This is a genomic window from Vibrio sp. R78045 (assembly GCF_042466085.1).
In the GTDB taxonomy this organism is placed as follows: Bacteria; Pseudomonadota; Gammaproteobacteria; order Enterobacterales; family Vibrionaceae; genus Vibrio; species Vibrio cyclitrophicus.
This window is the reverse complement of record NZ_JAXHBS010000008.1, coordinates 585,907-606,922: the sequence shown is the minus strand read 5'-3', so window position 1 is coordinate 606,922 and position 21,016 is coordinate 585,907. Positions and strand designations below refer to the sequence as shown.

Below are 21,016 nucleotides of genomic sequence, written 5' to 3'. Positions count from 1 at the left end.
TCAAATTCTAATAGTCGAACAGAGTAGCATAAAAAAACGCTGAACCGTGAGTACAGCGTTTTTCCGGAAAGAAAAGAATATGGAAAATTAAACTTCCATCAACTCTTTTTCTTTAACTGCTAAAACTTCGTCTACGTTCTTAACCGCAGCGTCAGTTAGCTTTTGAATTTCGTCTTGTGCTTTACGATCTTCGTCTTCAGAGATTTCTTTATCTTTAAGAAGCGCTTTTAGATCGCCATTCGCGTCGCGACGGATGTTACGGATAGCAACACGGCCACCTTCAGCTTCGCCACGAACAATTTTAACTAGATCTTTACGACGCTCTTCCGTTAGCGGTGGAAGTGGTACACGGATAACCGTACCTGCAGACATAGGGTTTAGGCCTAGGTCAGAAGTCATGATTGCTTTTTCAACGAGAGGAGTCAGTGTTTTATCAAACACTGTAATTGCTAGTGTACGTGCGTCTTCAGCAATAACGTTAGCTACTTGAGTCAAAGGTGTTGGCGCACCGTAGTACTCAACGGTAAGGCCAGAAAGTAGGCTCGGGTGAGCACGGCCTGTACGAATTTTTTGTAGGCTGTTCTTTAGTGCATCAACACTTTTTACCATGCGCTCTTGAGCGTCTTTTTTGATTTCGTTAATCACAATTTCACCTTGATTATGTTCTTTCTTCAAGAAAGCTTTTTATTTGGAGTGATAAGGATAAGCTTACCAAAGCACAAGGCTTCAGTAAGCCCGAAAAATTAGTCAGCGTCGCTGATTAACGTACCTTCAGTTTCACCCATAACCACGCGACGTAGTGCGCCTGGCTTATTCATGTTAAATACACGGATTGGCATTTTGTGATCACGTGCTAGCGTAAATGCAGCCAAGTCCATTACTTTCAATTCTTTCTCAAGAATCGTGTTGTAAGACAAAGTATCATACAGCTCTGCGTCTGGGTTTGCTACTGGGTCAGCAGTAAATACACCATCTACTTTTGTCGCTTTTAGAACTACGTCAGCTTCGATTTCGATACCACGTAGACATGCAGCTGAGTCAGTAGTGAAGAATGGGTTACCAGTACCTGCAGAGAAGATCACAACGCGACCTTGACGTAGTTGGCTGATTGCATCTGCCCAGTTGTAGTCGTCACACACACCTTTAAGCGGGATAGCTGACATTACACGCGCATTTACATAAGCACGGTGCAGAGCGTCACGCATTGCAAGGCCGTTCATTACCGTTGCAAGCATACCCATGTGGTCACCAACAACGCGGTTCATGCCTGCTTCAGCAAGGCCTGCACCACGGAAAAGGTTACCGCCACCGATAACAACACCTACTTGAACACCTAGTTCAACCAATTCTTTTACTTCTTGAGCCATACGATCAAGGATCGTAGGGTCAATACCAAAACCTTCTTCGCCTTGTAGTGCTTCACCGCTAAGTTTTAACAGAATACGTTGATACGCCGGTTTAGGGTTCGTAGTCATGGAGTTTACCTTCCAAAGAGTTGATGATTAACAGTCATGGATAAAAACTGATTAGCTCAGTTCGTATTCATAACAGCTAACAAAGCAAAAAAATTGTTCATTATTCATAAAAAGACCGCAGCATTTGCCACGGTCTTTTTCAAACAATACGCTAAGGATTAACCTTTTTGTACCGCAGCAACTTCGTCAGCGAAGCTCATTTCAGCCGCTTTCTCGATGCCTTCACCAACTTCTAGACGTACGAAGTCAGATACTGAAGCGCCTTTCTCTTTCAGGATAGCGCCAACAGTTTGCTTAGGCTCCATGATGAAAGCTTGACCAGTTAGAGAGATTTCGCCCGTGAATTTCTTCATACGGCCAACAACCATTTTCTCTGCGATTTCAGCTGGTTTGCCTTCGTTCATAGCGATTTCAACTTGAACTGCTTTTTCTTTCTCAACTACGTCTGCAGGTACGTCTTCTGGGTTTAGGAACTCAGGACGTGATGCAGCAACGTGCATTGCAACGTGCTTAAGCGTTTCAGCTTCGCCTTCACCAGCAACAACAACACCGATTTTCTCGCCGTGACGGTAAGAAGCTAGTGCAACACCTTCAACGAATTGTACGCGACGGATGTTGATGTTTTCACCGATCTTAGTTACTAGTGCAATACGCGCTTCTTCAAATTTAGCTTGAAGAGCAGCGATTTCTAGACGTTCTGCTAGAGCAACTTCAGCAACTTCGTTAGCGAATGCAAGGAAACCTGCATCTTTAGCTACGAAATCAGTTTGGCAGTTAACTTCAAGAAGAGCAGCTGCGCCGTTTGCTTCTTTGATGATGATTGCGCCTTCAGCAGCAACGTTACCAGCTTTTTTAGCTGCTTTCGCTGCGCCAGATTTACGCATGTTTTCAATTGCTAGCTCGATGTCGCCTTCAGCAGCAACAAGTGCTTTTTTACATTCCATCATGCCCGCAGCTGTGCGTTCACGAAGTTCTTTAACTAGAGCTGCAGTTACAGTTGCCATTCTCTATTCCTCAGTAAATTCTAAAAAAGATAAAAAACAGGGGCCTAATTAATTGGCCCCTGATATTGACTGTATTCAGTCCGTTAAGCCACCGATTATGACCGCTTAATATGAACTAAATATGGCTCAGAGCCGCTATTATTCAGCTTCTACAAAACCGTCTTTTTCAGCAGCTACAGCAGCAACATCTTTGTTACGACCTTCTTTAACCGCGTCTGCAGCAGCGTTTAGGTAAAGCTGTACTGCACGGATTGCATCATCGTTACCTGGGATAACGAAGTCAACGCCGTCTGGGTTAGAGTTAGTATCAACTACAGCGTAAACTGGGATACCTAGGTTGTTTGCTTCTTTAACTGCGATGTGTTCGTGATCAGCATCGATTACGAATAGAGCGTCTGGAAGGCCGCCCATGTTCTTAATACCACCAAGAGATTTCTCTAGCTTCTCCATTTCACGAGTACGCATTAGAGCTTCTTTCTTAGTAAGCTTGTCGAAAGTACCGTCTTGAGCTTGCGCTTCAAGTTCTTTCAGACGCTTGATAGACTGACGAACAGTTTTGTAGTTCGTTAGCATACCGCCTAACCAGCGGTTGTTAACGTAGAACTGGTTGCTGTTGATAGCAGCTTCTTTAACAGCTTCAGATGCAGCGCGCTTAGTACCAACAAAAAGAACTTTACCTTTCTTCTCGCCAACTTTAGCAATTTCAGCTAGAGCGTCGTTGAACATTGGTACAGTTTTTTCTAGGTTGATGATATGTACTTTGTTACGAGCACCAAAGATGAATGGCTTCATTTTTGGGTTCCAGTAACGAGTTTGGTGACCGAAGTGAACACCAGCTTTAAGCATATCGCGCATTGATACAGTTGCCATTTTAAAATCCTCTATGGGGTTAGGCCTCCACATCCCCCATGAATCCGACCCCTAACAACTAACCACTTTTCAGCCGTTATCTATGTTGTTGAAGCACCCCGGAACATGTGTCGGAATGTGTGTGATTTAAAGAAATAAGTTAGTGGACACAAAGCTTGTTTCGCCAAGTGGAGAAAACAGTCCTGATGTCCGGCGCGCTTTATACCATATTTTGTCTATCTATGGCTAGAAAAAATTCTAAAAATGGCGACTGCTATACTGAACCGTGGCGGCGAATTTCCTCTGTAAAATAGTGTCCTATTCAAATCACGCTGCACCATTAAACCGAACATTATCCACTCAGATTGAGCAGTATCCACCAACATTGTACGGACATGGTAATGTTGCGCTAAAATGCTGCACTGATAGAATAGCCCCAATATGCACACTTAGGTGCTACCAAATTAAGAGATATGCAATGGCTGTAAAAATTAAAACTGCTGAAGAAATCGAAAAAATGCGCGTTGCCGGCAAACTGGCCGCTGAAATTCTAGAGATGATTGAACCTCACATCCAAGTAGGTACAACGACAGAAGAACTGAACAAAATCTGTCACGAGTACGCTCTAGAAAGAGGCGCATACTCAGCACCACTTGATTACCACGGTTTCCCTAAGTCAATCTGTACGTCTATCAACCACATCGTGTGTCACGGCATTCCAGCATCACAAGATGAGACAGGTAGCACAGGTCAATTCAAACCTGCAGTATTGAAAGATGGCGATATTCTAAACGTTGATATCACTGTGATTGTTCCTGATGATGAAAATGCAGATCTAAGCGTTCGTCCACAAGGTTACCACGGTGACACATCTAAGATGTTCCTTGTTGGTGAGGTTTCACCGGCAAACAAGCGTCTATGTATGGTTGCTCAAGAAGCACTTTACGAAGGTATGCGTCAAGTTAAGCCTGGTGTTCAGCTTGGCCAAATCGGTACTGCTATCGAGAAGTACATCAAGACAAACAACAAGAACAACCCACGTGCTAAGTTCTCTATTGTTAAAGATTACTGTGGCCACGGCATCGGTTCTGAGTTCCACGAAGATCCACAAGTGGTTCACTACAAAAACAACGACCGCACTGTGCTAAAAGCTGGCATGTGTTTCACTATCGAACCAATGATCAACGCTGGTAAATTCGGCTGTCGTCTCGATGACGAAGATAGCTGGACAGTGTACACCGCTGACAGCAAGAACTCGGCACAGTGGGAACACACATTGGTTGTGACTGATACAGGTTGTGAAGTACTAACCCTGCGCAGCGATGATACTATTCCACGTATCATGAAGAACGCTTAGTTCATTAAACTGAACGCATCGGCCTTTTAAAAATATCCTCGCATTGTCGAGGATATTTTTTTCCGCTCAATTTCGATTTTCCACCAGCTTCTGGTAAATTGTTTACTATTCTCATTTGCTTGCACGGATAGCAAACTATGCCTTATCAATGCCCTCTTACGTTCAATGATGAACAAATTGAAATCTGCGAATTAAAAAATCAGCTCGAAATCTTCACGCAGTATCAAAAAAATGAATTTCTAAATCATCATCCAGTTACTGATTTAGTACTATTGCGATCCAAATACATGGATTTGCTTCTCAGTCGATTATGGGAACATTTAGGCTTTAATAAACTGCCACATATTTCCCTTGTCGCAGTGGGTGGATATGGTCGAGGTGAACTTCACCCGTTATCGGACATTGATATTCTCATTGTCTCGCAAAAAACGCTTCCACCAGCTCTTGGTGAAAAGGTCAGTCAATTCATTACTCTACTTTGGGATTTAAAGCTCGAAGTTGGCCATGCTGTGCGAACTATTGCTGAGTGTCTTGATATCGGCACCGATGATTTAACCGTCGCGACTAACCTACAAGAGTCACGCTTACTTTGTGGCAGCGAAGACACCTTCCAAGAGCTGAAACTAAAGATTCATTCCGATTCATTTTGGCCTAGTGAGACTTTTTACAAAGCTAAAATTCAAGAACAAAGAGAGCGTCATGCTCGCTACCACGACACCACTTACAATCTAGAGCCAGATATCAAATCAACTCCAGGCGGCTTAAGAGATATTCACACACTGAGTTGGGTAGCTCGTCGACATTTTGGTGCGACATCGTTACTAGAAATGAGTAAATACGGCTTTCTTACCGATGCTGAATATCGCGAGCTCGTTGAGTGCCAAGATTTTTTATGGCGTGTTCGCTTTGCATTGCATATTGAACTGCGCCGTTACGACAACCGTTTAACGTTCGCACATCAAGCTCAAGTCGCTGAGCATCTAGGTTATACTGGTGAAGGAAACCGTGGCGTCGAGATGATGATGAAAGAGTTCTACCGAACACTTCGTCGTGTAGCAGAGCTCAATAAGATGCTACTTAAACTGTTCGATCAAGCGATCATCAATGGCGGTGAGACCCAAGAAGCTGAAATTCTTGATGACGATTTCCAGCGTCGAGGTTCACTGATAGAGGCGCGTAAGCCTGCACTGTTCCAAGCACGACCAGAAACGATTCTCGATATGTTTATCCATATTGCCAATGACTCTTCCATCGAAGGAGTAAGCCCACCAACACTGCGACAACTGCGCACAGCGCGCCGTCGACTGAACCGATTCTTACATACCATCCCTGAAGCTCGTGACAAGTTCATGGCATTGGTTCGCCACCCAAATGCTCTGCATAAAGCCTTTAGCTTGATGCACAAGCTAGGCGTCTTATCGGCATACTTACCACAGTGGAGCCAAATTGTTGGTCAGATGCAATTTGACCTATTCCATGCTTACACCGTTGATGAGCACAGTATTCGTCTGCTCAAGCACATTAACCGTTTCAGCCAGATAGAAAACCACGACAAGCACCCTATTTGTTGTGAAGTGTACCCACGAGTTCAGAAGAAAGAACTACTGATTCTGGCGGCTATCTTCCATGACATAGGTAAAGGCCGCGGTGGAGACCACTCAGAAATTGGGGCAGTAGAAGCTTACTCTTTCTGTATTGAACATGGGCTATCTAAACCCGAGGCTAAGCAAGTGTCGTGGTTGGTACAAAACCACCTGTTGATGTCTGTCACTGCACAACGCCGTGATATCCACGATCCCGATGTTATCGCCGAATTTGCCAAAAAAGTACGTGATGAAGAATCACTTGAGCTTTTGGTTTGTCTAACCGTCGCCGATATCTGCGCCACTAACCCTGAGCTCTGGAACAGTTGGAAACGTACCCTACTAGCGGAATTATTCCATTCAACACAAAGAGCACTGCGCCGTGGTTTAGAAAATCCGGTTGATGTCAGAGACCGTATTCGCCACAACCAACAAATGGCCTCCGCCCTGTTACGTAAAGAAGGCTTCACCGCTCGCGAAATCGAAGTGCTTTGGCAACGTTTCAAGGCCGACTACTTCTTGCGTCATACCCACAAGCAAATCGCTTGGCATTGTGAGCACTTACTTCGCTTGGAAGATCCAAGCCAACCCTTGGTATTGATAAGCAAAAAAGCCACTCGTGGTGGTACTGAAGTGTTTGTCTACTGCAAAGACCAGGCTGCACTGTTTGCGACCGTCGTTGCTGAACTCGATCGACGTAACTTTAACGTCCACGACGCACAAGTTATGGTCAGCAAAGATGGCCATGTTTTAGACACCTTTATCGTTCTAGACCAACATGGCAAAGCTATTGATGAGGCAAGACACAAAGCCGTTGCCAAACATTTGGTTCATGTCCTCGCTGATGGTCGCCCAACTAAGATCAAAACACGTCGTACACCTCGAAATTTACAGCATTTCAAAGTCAAGACTTTAGTCGAATTCCTACCAACAAAGAGCAAAAAACACACTTTGATGGAACTCAGAGCACTGGATACCCCTGGGTTATTGGCTGAAGTAGGTGCGACCTTTGCTGAGTTAGACATCAATTTACATGGCGCAAAAATCACGACTATCGGCGAACGAGCGGAAGATTTATTTATTCTGACCAGTGACGCTGGAGGAAGGCTTTCAGAGGAACAGGAACAAGCGTTAAGAGAAAGATTAACCGAGCATGTTTCGGAACTCGCACCTTAGAAAGCTAATTCAATGCCAAGAGTAGGCTTAATAGCCAAATTAATGTGGGTAAAGATAGAGAGCGATCTTGCCCACAACTTACAATCAATTCCCAGATATCAACTATCTAGCGCGTGATTAGGCTGCTACATTGATTAGGTCAATTTCATAAAAGTATTACATTCATAAACTAGAGGTCGCTTATGTATCCAAACCTCACTGGCTTAGGTATCCACGAACCTAAACAGATTGAACGTTATTCCCTTCGCCAAGAAGCCCACAAAGATATTCTAAAGATTTACTTTTGTAAGCAGAAAGGCGAATTGTTCGCGAAAAGCGTTAAGTTTAAATACCCACGACAGGTCAAAAGTGTGCTTGTTAGTGGTGGCAACAATCAATACAAAGAAGTGACGGAGATAAACCGCAACCTCACCCTTGTGATTGATGAGCTAAACAAGATCACCAAACCTACGCCAACCACTGAGGTCGATGTGAAGCAGAAGATCCTCACTGATTTACGTCACTTAGAGAAAGTAGTATCGAGTAAGATCTCAGAGATCGAAGCTGATCTAGCAAAGTTAAAATGATCCCGCTATTAGCAACTAGATTCTAGTAAGTCGATTCCAATTACACAGATATTAGAAAGGGCTGATATTACTATCAGCCCTTTGTTTTATGCTTTCTACGTTTACTTGGACGCGTGTACTTTTACTTAGGCGAACATGCTTCAGCATTCACTAAGTTGGTATCCCACTCAAAAGTTTCAAACAACCTTAACCACGTTTCATCTAGGTTAGCCTTCATCACTAACTCCTTCTTTGTAAAAGGGTGGATGAAGCGTAGTTCAGAAGCATGCAGTAACAAACGGTGAGAGTCTAAATCATCACGAAACAGACGGTTATGCTTACCATCACCATGCGAAGTATCACCCACGATTGGGTGTCTTAGGTGAGCCATATGACGACGCAACTGATGCTTGCGACCTGTCTTTGGCATCATCTCAACCAAGCGATAACGACTGGTTGGGAAGCGGCCTGTTGAATACGGCACTTCAACTTTCGCTAACGGCTCGTAAACGGTAATAGCCTCTTGTGGTTCTTTATCTTCTTTCACGAACTTGTCTGCGATCTTATCCAACTCGACCTTGAGTGCGTAGTCGAGCGTATCGCCCTCTTCTATCCAGCCACGCACAATCGCATGATAAGTCTTTTGCATCTCATGGTTGGCGAACATCGGCATGACTTCAGAGGCAACCTCACTCGACAATGCAAACACCAAAACACCGGATGTAGGTCGGTCTAAACGATGCAAAGGAAATACATGCTGACCAATTTGGTCACGCAGTGTTTGCATAACAAATTGAGTCTCGTGTTTATCCAACCATGAGCGATGTACTAGCATACCTGCAGGCTTATTCACCGCGACAAAATACTCATCTTGATAAATGATCTCTAACATTACGCGCATACCTCATCAATGCTCAGAATCGTCACTAGCAGTTCAGCTTTGTCTGCCTTATTTTTCCACACTTCACTAAAATAAGGATGAATCGCAAAGCCTTTCGGTAGACTTATTTGGGCATCCATCATTGCGTTGATCTTAACGATAAAGATCCACTGCAACCACTCTTCCGGTTGTAGCGAATCAACCGCGAAAGGTTCAATGCTCGCAAGCGCCTCATCCGAGGGTGGAAACGTGCTCCACAGAGAACATTGGCGCATTTGTTGTTCTAATTGTTGAAGTAAAAGAGGTAACTTTGTGGCAGCTGTCATTTTTCACCAAGTTATTTATCTAGTGACCTTGAAATTGGGGCATAGAGTACCATCTATTTAGGAAAGAAAGTTAGGAGCTTTATTACTATGGAAACCATTCACACGCTCACTCAGTTGCTAAAGAATAGCGGTTGCCAATATGATATCTACGATCTAGGTCGTCGTATCCAAAAGATCGACAACAACCTATTCTCTGATGTTGAGCAGGGGAAACAGCCGTACCCATTTCCACTGCAGAAACAAGCTCACTTAGCGATTAGCTACTGGAACGAACACAAGCAACCTTGGATTTGGTTCCTAAAATTTAAACTGGATGAAAGAGGCCTATTGCATCAAGGAGATGTGGGTAACTTCCTAAAGTTTGTTATTGAAGCAATGGGCACTCGTTTGAACGGCGAGATCACCGAAGAGCAACAACAAAAGCTGTCTAACAACCCATATACCTTCAAGCCTTCTGAAGACAAGATGGCCGTGTTCCATAGCCAAGTAAGATCAGGTTTAGATCTTGCGACGAGCCAATACTACGAACACGCTCAACATTACTTCACAGGTGAACTCGGTTGGGACAACTGGAAAACGGTTGGCTTGCAGGGTATCACAGATATGTGTGCTCGCTTAGGCAGCCAGCAAAACGGTGTCACTATTCGTAAGGCTCTTCATAAACTGCCATCAGAGCCTCTTTATGCAACACTAGGAGCGCTTGAGCATACGCAAATCAATGACAAGCTAGCTCAACGCTTGCAAGAGATGGCAGAGAATGAAATCTCAAGTAAAGAACCGGATCTGTTTTTACTTTCAGCATTAGTTCGTGCCCTTTCAGGTGCAGAGCAAAATACAACGAATGCTGTGATTACCCAAGTTTTGGCTAGCCCACGTTTAAGTCATCAAGAAGTATTAATTGGTTTAGCTGGTCGAAGTTGGAGTGCCCTACAAGATCCAACTATTGCTGAGCAATTTTTGCTGCGTCTCGCACAAACAGGTAATCAAAACCTATTCAATCAGCTATTTGCAGATTTAGTGATGATTCCGACACTAAGAATGGTATTTTTACCATTGTTGAACTCGAATCCATCACCAGAGCTTGCTAATGCATTGGTTGAATTGCAACAAGCAACTAAAGCTCAACAGTAGACTAACTAAAGAGTAGATCTACTCAATAGCTCCTAACACTAAAGTCACAATTGGAAGAAAGAGATAAAAGGAAGTATGGATTAAATGATAGATAACTTATTGGCTATTTTGTTTCTGTGCTTCTTTTGCTTTCTGTTTTGGCAGCAACGCAGGCAATCTGAGTTAGCAAAAACAGCCATTGCGAGAAAGTGTAAAGAACTCGATTTGCAATTATTAAGTGTCGCCTTTAGTGGTCATAAACTGAAGATGCGCCATGAGCTCACCACCATTTGGCGCTGGCATACTGTGTACCATTTTGAGTTTTCGGCGTTAGGTGACGACCTGTACCAAGGAAAACTAACCATGGTAGGTTTCCGCTCTATGCGGTTTGAGCTACAGCCTCATAGAATGTAACGTCGCAATACGCGGTATAGCTATATTCATGATAAGGACCAAACATATCTTGTTTGGTCTCTTTGAATGCAAAGCCTAACTTTTCTAATAATTTAATGGATGGGTTATGACCAACATTTACAGTTGCAACCACATTCGTTAAGTGCTCTTCAAAACAAGCCAAACTAAAAAAGGGTTTTAGCGCTTCACTCGCCAGTCCTTGATGCCAGTACTCTTTGTCCAGAATAAAACCCAGTTCGTGTTTTCCATCCGCAGATGAAATAAACAAGTGCCCAAGGTATTCGCGAGTTTGATTGTGGATAATAGCCCGACAAAAGCCGACGTTATCGTTCAATATTTCTTGGAATAAGTGCTTCGCAGAAGCAATAGAGTGCGGCCCATTCATTTCAGCACGATTAATGGGGCAACAATTCAACTTAATAAAGTCATGTTCTAACTGCTCGGTATAAGGTACCAACAGCGTTCTTGAGGTTGCAATCGTCATAAAACACTCCTTGTGTTGACCATTAGCAGAAAAGCAGATGTGACGCTTTAAGATAAAACTATTAGATAAAAAGCGCTCAGATAACAAAGCACCGAAATAAATAAAGGCCCAGAAAAGAAAAGCCCCGACACCGAAGTGTCAGGGCTAGGGTCTTACTCGCAGCAGTCCGGCTACTAATTAATGCTCCATGCATCATCCATAATAGTGGCTGTAATCCTTCAGCTCTTTCCTTTACTTCGCCGTCCTAGCGGTGTCCAATCTTCCTGAAAGCTAACAATCCTAGTTAGCGCACATCACTTGTTCCGTGAGCGGTGTCCTTTACATCGTCCTGATGCTAATCCAACCCTTTATCCTAAAGGTGTCCATTGTCATTCCGTTGCAGCTAACTTCCTGTTAACTGTCTGTATCCCTACAATGTCCTTGCGCTCCATGCTTGATCACTCAATCCTAAGTAACCAAATCTTCATCCTGAAGATAACCAAATCCTTGGTGCTTTCCTGTTCCGTGTCAGAATCCTTCCGACAAGGTTTAATTTACGCGATTTAAGATTTCGGACAATAGATTTTCATCACACTTTTAATCCAACCAAGTTGTTAATTAAATAAAACACTTAAAATTCAAAACCTTAACCACATGCATATCAATCTCTCTAGCGATATATTCGTGTTATCTCACAGCCTTTGTAAGAGATCTCTCACAAACTATAGGCGCTTTTATGATTCGCTATCGCGCACTGGAGCGAGTAAAATGAAAAAATACTAAAAATGGAGGTCAACATGCTCACAAAAGATGTGTCTGAAGAGTTAAAATCGGTGCTTGAAGGACTGCAAGCCCAAGGGAAAGAGCCGACAGTTGCTTTAGTTAAAGCTCGTATGAGCACATCAGTTCCAATGCCCGCTTTGATCACGACGATCAAAAGCTGGAAAACGGCCAATCGCGTCCCTAAAGTGGAAGTCGCGACACAAGAAGCGCCAGCACTCGATCGTGTTAGCCAACTAGAAAAGCAAATTGTAGAACTTACCGCTCGCGTTGCCATGCTTGAAGCCAAGTTAACTGAGCAATAAGTTAACTGATAAATAAGCTAATAGAGAAATAGAACACTATGAAGATATGGGTTGATGCGGACGCTTGTCCTAAGGTTATCCGAGAAACAATCGTACGCGCAGCTGAGCGAACAGGTGTGGAATGTACCTTCGTGGCAAACCACTTGGTACCCGTTCCTAAACGCAACAACATTCACTCAATTCAAGTACCAAGCGGGTTTGATATTGCAGATGATGAAATCGTAAAACGCACTGCACCCGGTGATTTAGTGATTACCTCCGATATCCCTCTCGCCGATGAAGTGATCACCAAAGGTGCACTTGCTTTAAGTTCTCGCGGCGAGCTTTACACCAAAGAGACCATTAAAGCGCGTCTTAACATTCGTGACTTTATGGATACTATGCGTTCAAGTGGTATTCAAACTGGCGGACCAAGCACCCTTTCTCAAACCGACCGTCGTGAGTTCGCAAACCACCTCGATCGCCTATTAGCAAAACGCTAACCACAGCTTTCTAATGGCGGCAGCTTTAGAAGTCACCTCTTACATCGCTGTAGCCCAGATGAAATTTTAATCGACATACTCCGTTCTTGATATTTATTACAATAACGGAGTATTGCTTATGATTCGTCGAATCGCCCTCTCGCTATCCATTGTTTTTGGCAGCACCCAACTTTCTTTTGCTGATGAAGACTTTGCCGATGAACACTTTGCTGATCAAGAGTACGGAATCATCGGAGGTAGCATCACCTATGGTGAAAGTGTTTTCTCGACTAAAAGTGCCCCTCAATTTGGCGCGACACCCAACCTATTCTATTCAGGTCCAAAAGGCTTTATCGATGGTAGCTTAGCCAATTGGCAACTGCTGCCTTACGTAGGGCTATCTGGAAATTGGCGCTTTGCTGAAGTGTCAGACACTTTTGTGGACCTACCTAACGGCATTCAAGACAGAGATGGGAATGGAGAACTGGGGATAACCTTAGGAACAGTAGGCGCACGCCTCACCTACTTACACGATGTAACTTCAGAACATGATGGCTACGAAGTTCAGCTTCACTTAGGCAGAACGTTAGAAACCTGGACGCAGCCATTCACCATTACGCCCTACCTAGAAGTCGATTATCGAGACAAGAAACTGTCCAATCACCTGTATGGTATTTCTAACACCGAGTCATCAGCTTCGGGACTAAACCAATTTGATGCGGGCTCAACCTTTGTCTATCAAGCAGGGTTAATCGGGCTTTATGAGTTCACGCCAACTTGGATTGGTATCGCTCGAGCAGACCTAATTCATCATGACAGCGACAGCGCGTTGATACAACGAGACGTGGGCTGGTCATTCGAACTAGGCGTTACCTATCGGTTTGCGGGATTGTAAGTTTACTGACTCAAACAAAAAGAGCCTGCATTGATGCAGGCTCTTGGGTATCTCGTCTTTTATTCAGTTAATAAGCGAATTGAAATGTTCGCCTATCACTGTTCACTAAGGCGTGTAGTACGTTGCAGCGCCTGGACCTACTGGTAGACCGAATACGAATACCCATAGGTAGAACAAGATGCTCCAACCAAACATGAATACCATTGAGTAAGGCAACATTGTCGCGATCAGTGTACCGATACCTAGGTTCTTCATGTAGCGAGTTGCTACGGCAAGGATAAGACCGAAGTAGCTCATCATTGGTGTAATGATGTTGGTTGTTGAATCACCGATACGGTAAGCCGCTTGAATCGTTTCAGGTGCGTAGCCTACTAGCATTAGCATTGGAACGAAGATTGGCGCTGTTACTGCCCACTGTGCAGAAGCTGAACCGATCATCAGGTTAATGAAACCACACATTAGGATGAATGCGAAGAACAACATTGGACCCGTTAGGCCGATATCCTGAAGGAATGTTGCGCCGCCTACAGCAACCACTTGACCAAAGTTCGTCCACTTAAAGAAAGCAACAAACTGTGCAGCAAAGAATACAAGAACGATGTACATGCCCATTGAAGACATCGACGTTGCCATTGCATTAATCACATCACGGTCATTCTTCATTGAACCGGTAATTTTGCCGTAAACAAAACCAGGAATAGCAAAGAATACAAAGATAAACGCGACGATACTTTTCAGGAATGGAGAGCCTGAAATCGTGCCCGCCTCTGAACGTAGAACACCGTCAGCAGGAACAACAGTCCAAGCTAAAAGCGCACTCACGATTAATACAGCGACACCCGCCAATCTAAGGCCTTTCTTCTCAATAGCAGTAAGCTTACCCATTGAGTCATTTGAAAGATCTTCAGACGCGTCTTCGACATTGTATTTACCCAGTTTAGGTTCAACAATCTTCTCTGTTACCAATGCACCGGCAATCGAGATAAAGAAGGTCGAAATAAACATGAAGTACCAGTTTGATTCAGGGCCAACAGAGTAAGATGGATCAAGCATTTGTGCTGCTGTTTCTGTGATACCAGAAAGCAGTGGATCAACCGTACCGATAAGTAGATTTGCAGAATAACCACCAGATACACCAGCAAATGCTGCCGCTAGACCTGCTAATGGGTGACGACCCAATGAGTGGAAAAGCATTGCTGCAAGAGGGATAAGTACTACGTAACCCAGCTCTGAAGCCGTGTTAGAGATAATACCGGCAAATACCACGGTTACAGTAACCATGCGCTGAGATGCGCCCATTACCATGCCGCGCATTGCCGCAGATAATAGACCTGAGTGTTCAGCAATCGCAACACCTAGCATTGCAACAAGTACAGTACCAAGTGGCGCAAAGCCAACAAAGTTCGAAACTAGATTCGTTACGATGAGTTGTAAGCCTTCAGCATTAAGTAAGCTTACAACGTGGATCATACCATCAGCAGCACGACCACTAGCACCTTCAGGGCGAGGGTCCATGACAGACACTTCAAAGTAACCAGCAATACCTGAAGAAACTAGGATTGCGACACAGAAGATAGCAAAAAGAGTGATTGGGTGGGGTAAAAGGTTCCCCAAATATTCAACGCTGTCTAAAAAGCGTGTGAAAATAGGTTTCTTTGGTGCGTTGTTTTTTATTGAAGCAGATGAACTCATCTGTTCCCTCCTTGTGTAGTGATTCCTGTGCAATTGTGACAAAGATGTTCAAATTGCCAGCGAAGGGTACGCGACAAAAATATCAATTAGAAATTCAAAATGTTACAAAATGTGTAACAAACGACGACCTTTAACTCTATTTGAACAATTAATTAGCAAATAAATCTATATTAAACACAAAAACTAGATTTATAATTCACAACAACGCATTCACTAGAAATATAACTCACAATATAACCCATTGATTCACTTGAAAATAAAATACATCGTACGTTAAATGCACACTCGATATCCGGTTAAGTTCCTCTCGAAGGAAAAGAAAAACAGACAAATGAATGAAGTTTGACTTTTCCCTCGTTTTTACACACATGTCACATCATATTGACGGTTATTTTTGAACCGCTTTAAATCTTGGATTGGATTTACAGATCACATAGTGACGCCCTCTACGCTTAACTATCTGGCAATCAGGGTGACGGCTTTTCGCACTTTTAAGTGATTTAACAACTTTCATTATTTAGCTCCCTTACCTAATTGACCAAAGCGACGAGTAAAATTAGCAACACGTCCCTCTTTATGTAGCACTCTCTGTTTACCCGTATAGAAAGGATGTGATTTTGAAGACACTTCAATAGTGAAATAAGGGTAAGTATTACCATCTTCCCATTCGATAGTACGCTCTGTTTTCAAGGTGGAGCCAATCAAGAAGTACTCATCAACATTGGTGTCGTGGAACACCACTGTGCGGTAGCCCGGGTGGATATTCGGTTTCATTGTATTTCCCTAAATAATTAAATTGATATGTTATAACATAACAAATGATAATTATTATCAAAAGAAAAACAAGCGATTTTATGATATTTTCCCGCCATAGATCGTAATCAGAGACGTCCACTCATGTACTCCATTGAACCTATTGGCTTTATAGAGTCTCCCTATAAAGAGAAGTTCGCAGTGCCAAGGCAACCTAGATTGGTACCAACATCCACCTCAAGAGTCAGGCTGGTTGACGCAGCAAACTGTCTTGAGTCTGTTCGGGATATTGAGCAATTTAGCCATGTGTGGTTGTTGTTTCTGTTCGATAAGAACCTTGAAGCGGGCTGGAAACCAACTGTGAGGCCGCCTCGACTTGGCGGCAATGAACGTATCGGTGTCTTCGCATCACGTGCGACATTCAGACCGAATGGGATTGGTATGTCCGCGGTTGAGCTCAAAGGTGTCTCTCAAGAAAAAGGACAAACTTGGTTGGACTTGGGCAGCGTCGATCTCGTTGACGGTACGCCTATCATCGACATCAAACCTTATATCCCCTACTCGGATTCAATTCCCGATGCACTAGGAGGGTTTGCCGCCGATGAACCTGAAGTGTTAGATGTGAACTTCTCTCAGCAAGCCCAAAGTAAGCTGTCTGGTCACCCGCAGGCGCGCCATATCATCCAAGTGATCAAAGAAGTGCTTGGTCAAGATCCGCGACCTGCCTATAAAAAAGGCAAGCCAGACAGTAAGGAATATGCGGTAAATTTGTTCGATCTTAACGTGAAATTCGTTGTTGAGGCGCTTTTCATCAATGTAACTGACATTGAACGCTTTTGAGATCCCAAATAGGCTGATATTATATACGGCTATATCAGATTTGCTGTAGTCACTCACTGCAGCAAATTTTCTTTTATCAATGATGAAACGGATACCATAGAATGCGTACCAGTAACTACCTTCTTTCTACTCTGAAAGAGACTCCAAACGACGCAGAAGTTATCAGCCACCAGCTGATGCTACGTGCAGGTATGATCCGTAAGCTAGCTTCAGGTTTATATACTTGGCTACCTACTGGTCTACGTGTACTGCGTAAAGTCGAAAATATCGTTCGCCAAGAGATCGATAATGCAGGTGCCGTTGAAATCTTGATGCCCGTAGTTCAGCCGTTTGAGCTTTGGGAAGAGACTGGCCGTTCTGAAAAGATGGGTCCTGAGCTACTTCGTTTCACAGACCGTCACTCTCGTCCATTCGTTCTTAGCCCAACAGCTGAAGAAGTAGTGACAAGCCTAGTACGTAACGAGATCAGCTCTTACAAACAGCTTCCTCTAAACCTGTACCAAATCCAGACTAAATTCCGTGATGAACGCCGCCCTCGTTTTGGCGTAATGCGTGCACGTGAGTTCTCTATGATGGATGCATACAGCTTTGATATCGACAAAGAAGGCTTAGAAAAGTCTTACCAAGCGATGCACGATGCTTACTGTAAAGCATTCGACCGCATGGGCCTTGAATACCGCCCGGTATTAGCAGACTCTGGCGCAATCGGCGGCAGCGGCTCTCAAGAGTTCCACGTTCTTGCTGAAAGCGGCGAAGACCTAATCGCATTCTCTTCTGAATCTGATTACGCAGCGAACATCGAGAAAGCAGAAGCACTAGCTCCTACTGAAGAAGTTGCAGCGCCTACTCAAGAGATGGAATTGGTTGATACGCCAAACGCAAAAACAATCGCAGAACTTGTAGAGCAGCACGGTCTAGCAATCGAGAAGACAGTTAAGACTCTATTCGTTAAAGCATCTGATGAAGTAGAAACAGATATTATTGCTCTAATCATCCGTGGTGACCACGAGCTTAACGAAGTGAAAGCAGAAAACCTTCCACAGGTTGCTTCTCCACTAGAGATGGCTTCTGAAGAAGAAATCCGCGCACTTGTTGGGGCTGGTCCTGGTTCACTTGGCCCTGTTGGCCTAGAGCTACCATTCATCGTTGACCGCTCTGTTGCCGTAATGAGCGACTTTGGCGCTGGCGCAAACGTAGACGGTAAGCACTACTTTGGTATCAACTGGAGTCGTGACGTAGAGCTTGCTCAAGTTGAAGACCTACGTAACGTTGTTGAAGGCGACCTAAGCCCATGTGGTCAAGGTACTATCCAACTTAAGCGCGGCATCGAGGTTGGTCATATCTTCCAACTAGGTAATACTTACTCTAAAGCAATGAACTGTAACGTGCTTGGTCCTGATGGTAAGAGCGTAATCCTAGAAATGGGTTGTTACGGTATCGGTGTTTCACGTGTTGTTGCATCTGCTATCGAGCAAAACCACGATAAATTCGGTATCACTTGGCCAGACGCACTAGCGCCGTTCCAAGTTGCTATCGTACCAATGAACATGCATAAATCTGAGCGCGTTAAAGAAGCAGCAGAAAAGCTATACGCTGAATTAACAGCTATGGATATCGAAGTACTATTCGATGACCGTAAAGAGCGTCCAGGTGTTATGTTTAAAGATATCGAGCTAGTGGGTATTCCTCACACTATCGTTATCGGTGATCGCAGCATGGACGAAGGTAACTTCGAATACAAAAACCGTCGTACTGGTGATAAAGAAGCTATCGCTATGGACACGGTTATCGAGCACCTTAAGGCTCAACTAGCTAAGTAATCCGATTACTCACTAGATAAATATTGAAAGGCTGCTATTAGGCGGCCTTTTTTGTGCCTGTCGTTTCACTTCAAACTCCCTTCTATTGATCAATAGAGCAAATTACATAAGTTAATCACCAGTTCATCTTTAAGCCCGTATATTGGTTTTAACGACTCTTTAGTACATTTATATTGGAGGTATCGATGGATATCAAAAGCTTACTTAACCATGCACTTAAGTCAGATCTCGTAAAACAAGGTACTCAAAAGCTTTCCCAAGGATCTTCGAGTTTAAGTAGTCTTTCTAAAAGCTGTAATAGCAATGACAAGAGTATCAACAAAAACACACTTGGGGCTTTCGGGGCGGGCGCTGTTGGCGGTGGACTCTTAGGTGTGCTAATGGGTTCTAAGAAAACCAAGAAAATGGGCAAGAAAGCGACTGGGATTGGCGGCGCAGCAGCACTGGGCGCTTTGGCTTATAAAGTCTACAACGACTACCAATCCAAACAAGGGCAGACACCCAATGTCGAACAGGCTCAGTTTGATGAAAATGATGCAAATCACAGCGTGCTGATTCTAAGATCGATGATTGCTGCGTCCAAAGCCGATGGTCATATCGATGAAGAGGAGATGGCAAAGATCGAGCAAGCGGTCGAAAATATGGGCGCCGATTATCAACTGACTAAATTGGTGTCTGAAGAGCTGCACAAACCCCTCGCTCCAAGTGAAATTGCTCAGCTCGCTATTTCACCTCAACAAGCGAGTGAGATCTACTTAGCCTCTTTGATTGTGGCTGATGAGCAGAACTTCATGGAGAAGTCTTACCTCAAAGAGCTAGCCAAGCAACTCAACCTGGCTGATGAAGTGATTTATCAGCTTGAACAACAAATCTCTGATTAAGCGGTAAATATCAGGCTAATCGATAAGTATCTGGTTAAACAACAAGCTAGCAAAGTGATATATTTAGCATCAACAAATGAGATATTGAGCAAGGACAAATTAACTCTGATCTTCATCAGTTCCACTTTGTTTTTGTCTACCTCTATGTGTATATTGAGATAAGTTATCATTTGGTTAGGTATAAAAATGAAAGTATACGATTGTTGTGATTTGGTGCGTGAACTGTATTCTCAAATTGGCAGTGGCGACCAAGGCTATATCCCTAAAGCGGTTACCTGCGCGGTAAAAACATTAAACGACCTTGCTGCGGATGAGTCTCTTCCTAAAGATGCTCGTGATCGTGCAGCATTTGCTGCGGCAAACCTGCTGATCTCAGATTTCGAGGACTAACATGAACCTCGCTAATTTTGCAAAGATGGATCCAGTGATGTTAATGAGCATCGTCAACATGAAGCTACGTGACGACTTCGGTGGTGATTTGGATCGAGTGGTTAACTTCTACGAAATCGATAAGGCAGCCTTGATCGCTAAACTTGCGTCTGCTGGTTTTGAGTATTTTCCAGAAGCAAAACAGTTTCGATAGTCATTTAAAACAAGCTTTATTTCGAAAGACCAACCTCTGTGTTGGTCTTTTTTGTTTGAGGTACGTAATAGACCAATATCAATACCAATACCAATACCAATACCAATACCAATACCAATACCAATACCAATACCAATAAACCTATTATAAATTATCTGTTTGCACCTATACTTTTATATCTTAGAGTCAGCCAACGCTCCTTGAATCAAAGTGTGTTGTTGTATAGGCTACCAAGAACAGCATATAAAAATCATCACTAAATTTGATGATATCGAAGGACTAACAATGAAAAGACTCGGACTATTAGCCGTTATTGCAGCCGCACTCACTGCCGGTTGCTCTTCAAACTCTCAACAAGACAACTTTCGTGAAGCGTCTTTTGAGCTGTGTAATACTGAAGTCGATATCTACTCTGTAAGCCATGATGAGAGAATTCGTATCGTCTGCTCAGATGGTTCTAAATTCGCTTTAAACAGCGAAGATACACTAGAAGTCATGCGTGATATCAACATCGACTACTGCGATGGCGAAGGCTTGGGTAAGTTTAATGAAAGCCGCAGCTACTACTCGTTTAGATGTAAATCAGGCACTTTACTGAGCATCAAAAAGTAAATCCGAGACCAACAAACAACAAACAACAAAGGGTTGATGTACGAACATCAGCCCTTTTTAGTACCTGCCATTGATTACCCAGATAACTAACCTTCAAATACAAAAAAGGCCCCACAAGGGACCTTTAATACCGTCAATCTATTTTCAAAGTAGTTGTTTGAAATTCTAGAAGAGCATGCGGAGCTTACGGATGTAAATGAGCATACTCGACA

The 21,016-nt window shown here is 43.6% G+C and carries 24 protein-coding genes; 14 read left to right on the top strand and 10 right to left on the bottom strand.

Going from position 1 to position 21,016, the window contains the following annotated elements; genetic code table 11:
- Positions 1-87: 87 nt before the first annotated feature.
- The 4 genes from frr to rpsB form a co-directional block, all read right to left on the bottom strand.
- Positions 88-645, bottom strand: coding sequence for a ribosome recycling factor (gene frr, locus SJY39_RS05260; RefSeq protein WP_009847417.1), 558 nt, complete (start codon positions 643-645; stop codon positions 88-90).
- A 98-nt stretch (positions 646-743) separates the two neighbouring features.
- Positions 744-1,475: a UMP kinase gene (pyrH, locus tag SJY39_RS05255; protein WP_009847418.1), complete on the bottom strand. Its 732-nt coding sequence runs from the start codon at positions 1,473-1,475 to the stop codon at positions 744-746.
- A 158-nt stretch (positions 1,476-1,633) separates the two neighbouring features.
- On the bottom strand, positions 1,634-2,479 hold the full coding sequence (tsf, locus tag SJY39_RS05250; RefSeq protein WP_010436487.1) for a translation elongation factor Ts: 846 nt from the start codon (positions 2,477-2,479) through the stop codon (positions 1,634-1,636).
- A 138-nt stretch (positions 2,480-2,617) separates the two neighbouring features.
- The gene (rpsB, locus tag SJY39_RS05245; RefSeq protein ID WP_009847420.1) at positions 2,618-3,349 is read right to left on the bottom strand and encodes a 30S ribosomal protein S2; all 732 of its coding nucleotides are present in this window, start codon (positions 3,347-3,349) and stop codon (positions 2,618-2,620) included.
- 457 nt (positions 3,350-3,806) lie between these two features.
- On the opposite strand from rpsB, the gene map reads away from it, so the two are divergent.
- From map to SJY39_RS05230, 3 genes are all read left to right on the top strand, one after another.
- Positions 3,807-4,685 carry a type I methionyl aminopeptidase gene (gene map, locus SJY39_RS05240; protein ID WP_010436481.1) on the top strand — a complete coding sequence of 293 codons (879 nt, stop codon included), beginning with the start codon at positions 3,807-3,809 and terminating at the stop codon, positions 4,683-4,685.
- 137 nt (positions 4,686-4,822) lie between these two features.
- Positions 4,823-7,444: a bifunctional uridylyltransferase/uridylyl-removing protein GlnD gene (gene glnD, locus SJY39_RS05235; RefSeq protein ID WP_010436479.1), complete on the top strand. Its 2,622-nt coding sequence runs from the start codon at positions 4,823-4,825 to the stop codon at positions 7,442-7,444.
- 182 nt (positions 7,445-7,626) lie between these two features.
- A complete protein-coding gene (locus tag SJY39_RS05230) occupies positions 7,627-8,010 on the top strand; it encodes a DUF3461 family protein (protein WP_010436477.1) in 384 nt (127 codons plus the stop codon).
- Positions 8,011-8,131: 121 nt separating this feature from the next.
- Here SJY39_RS05230 and truC read toward each other — a convergent pair whose 3' ends face one another.
- Together truC and SJY39_RS05220 are read right to left on the bottom strand one after the other, a co-directional pair.
- Positions 8,132-8,881, bottom strand: a complete 750-nt coding sequence (gene truC / locus SJY39_RS05225; protein WP_390241467.1) for a tRNA pseudouridine(65) synthase TruC — start codon at positions 8,879-8,881, stop codon at positions 8,132-8,134.
- Entirely contained in the window at positions 8,881-9,195 is a 315-nt protein-coding gene (locus tag SJY39_RS05220; RefSeq protein WP_016784998.1) for a YqcC family protein, read from the bottom strand. The genes truC and SJY39_RS05220 overlap by 1 nt, the downstream gene beginning before the upstream one ends.
- Before the next feature lie 87 nt (positions 9,196-9,282).
- Between SJY39_RS05220 and SJY39_RS05215 the strand changes: the two genes are divergently transcribed.
- Entirely contained in the window at positions 9,283-10,326 is a 1,044-nt protein-coding gene (locus SJY39_RS05215) for a DUF3549 family protein (RefSeq protein WP_010436470.1), read from the top strand.
- An 84-nt stretch (positions 10,327-10,410) separates the two neighbouring features.
- The gene (locus SJY39_RS05210; protein ID WP_016786808.1) at positions 10,411-10,719 is read left to right on the top strand and encodes a DUF3301 domain-containing protein; all 309 of its coding nucleotides are present in this window, start codon (positions 10,411-10,413) and stop codon (positions 10,717-10,719) included.
- On the opposite strand, the gene SJY39_RS05205 is transcribed toward SJY39_RS05210, so the two are convergent.
- The gene (locus tag SJY39_RS05205) at positions 10,685-11,203 is read right to left on the bottom strand and encodes a GNAT family N-acetyltransferase (protein ID WP_010436467.1); all 519 of its coding nucleotides are present in this window, start codon (positions 11,201-11,203) and stop codon (positions 10,685-10,687) included. The genes SJY39_RS05210 and SJY39_RS05205 overlap by 35 nt on opposite strands.
- 776 nt (positions 11,204-11,979) lie before the next feature.
- Here SJY39_RS05205 and SJY39_RS05200 point away from each other — a divergent pair.
- The 3 genes from SJY39_RS05200 (at position 11,980) to SJY39_RS05190 (ending at position 13,623) form a co-directional block, all read left to right on the top strand.
- Positions 11,980-12,267 (top strand): hypothetical protein, encoded by a 288-nt coding sequence (locus tag SJY39_RS05200; protein WP_010436465.1) that lies wholly within the window; start codon positions 11,980-11,982, stop codon positions 12,265-12,267.
- Positions 12,268-12,305: 38 nt separating this feature from the next.
- Positions 12,306-12,749, top strand: coding sequence for a YaiI/YqxD family protein (locus tag SJY39_RS05195; protein WP_010436462.1), 444 nt, complete (start codon positions 12,306-12,308; stop codon positions 12,747-12,749).
- A gap of 118 nt (positions 12,750-12,867) precedes the next feature.
- Positions 12,868-13,623, top strand: a complete 756-nt coding sequence (locus SJY39_RS05190; RefSeq protein WP_016787753.1) for a MipA/OmpV family protein — start codon at positions 12,868-12,870, stop codon at positions 13,621-13,623.
- A gap of 105 nt (positions 13,624-13,728) precedes the next feature.
- Here the strand turns inward: SJY39_RS05190 and SJY39_RS05185 are convergent, their stop codons facing one another.
- The 3 genes from SJY39_RS05185 to SJY39_RS05175 all read right to left on the bottom strand — a co-directional run bounded on the left by SJY39_RS05185 (position 13,729) and on the right by SJY39_RS05175 (position 16,089).
- Entirely contained in the window at positions 13,729-15,315 is a 1,587-nt protein-coding gene (locus tag SJY39_RS05185) for an AbgT family transporter (protein WP_010436458.1), read from the bottom strand.
- Between the two features lie 388 nt (positions 15,316-15,703).
- Complete coding sequence (ykgO, locus tag SJY39_RS05180) at positions 15,704-15,829, bottom strand: type B 50S ribosomal protein L36 (protein WP_010436457.1); 126 nt, start codon at positions 15,827-15,829, stop codon at positions 15,704-15,706.
- Positions 15,829-16,089: a type B 50S ribosomal protein L31 gene (locus SJY39_RS05175; RefSeq protein ID WP_010436456.1), complete on the bottom strand. Its 261-nt coding sequence runs from the start codon at positions 16,087-16,089 to the stop codon at positions 15,829-15,831. Before SJY39_RS05175 ends, ykgO begins: the two co-directional genes overlap by 1 nt.
- Before the next feature lie 123 nt (positions 16,090-16,212).
- Between SJY39_RS05175 and tsaA the strand changes: the two genes are divergently transcribed.
- The 6 genes from tsaA (at position 16,213) to SJY39_RS05145 (ending at position 20,804) form a co-directional block, all read left to right on the top strand.
- The gene (tsaA, locus tag SJY39_RS05170) at positions 16,213-16,908 is read left to right on the top strand and encodes a tRNA (N6-threonylcarbamoyladenosine(37)-N6)-methyltransferase TrmO (RefSeq protein ID WP_010436453.1); all 696 of its coding nucleotides are present in this window, start codon (positions 16,213-16,215) and stop codon (positions 16,906-16,908) included.
- 101 nt (positions 16,909-17,009) lie between these two features.
- Positions 17,010-18,728 (top strand): proline--tRNA ligase, encoded by a 1,719-nt coding sequence (locus tag SJY39_RS05165; protein ID WP_016784992.1) that lies wholly within the window; start codon positions 17,010-17,012, stop codon positions 18,726-18,728.
- Between the two features lie 185 nt (positions 18,729-18,913).
- Complete coding sequence (locus SJY39_RS05160) at positions 18,914-19,609, top strand: tellurite resistance TerB family protein (protein WP_016784990.1); 696 nt, start codon at positions 18,914-18,916, stop codon at positions 19,607-19,609.
- A gap of 186 nt (positions 19,610-19,795) precedes the next feature.
- Entirely contained in the window at positions 19,796-19,999 is a 204-nt protein-coding gene (locus SJY39_RS05155) for a YaeP family protein (protein ID WP_016767591.1), read from the top strand.
- Position 20,000: 1 nt separating this feature from the next.
- Entirely contained in the window at positions 20,001-20,192 is a 192-nt protein-coding gene (locus SJY39_RS05150) for a DUF4250 domain-containing protein (protein ID WP_016767592.1), read from the top strand.
- Positions 20,193-20,477: 285 nt separating this feature from the next.
- On the top strand, positions 20,478-20,804 hold the full coding sequence (locus SJY39_RS05145; protein WP_010436435.1) for a hypothetical protein: 327 nt from the start codon (positions 20,478-20,480) through the stop codon (positions 20,802-20,804).
- The last annotated feature ends 212 nt before the right edge of the window (positions 20,805-21,016 follow it).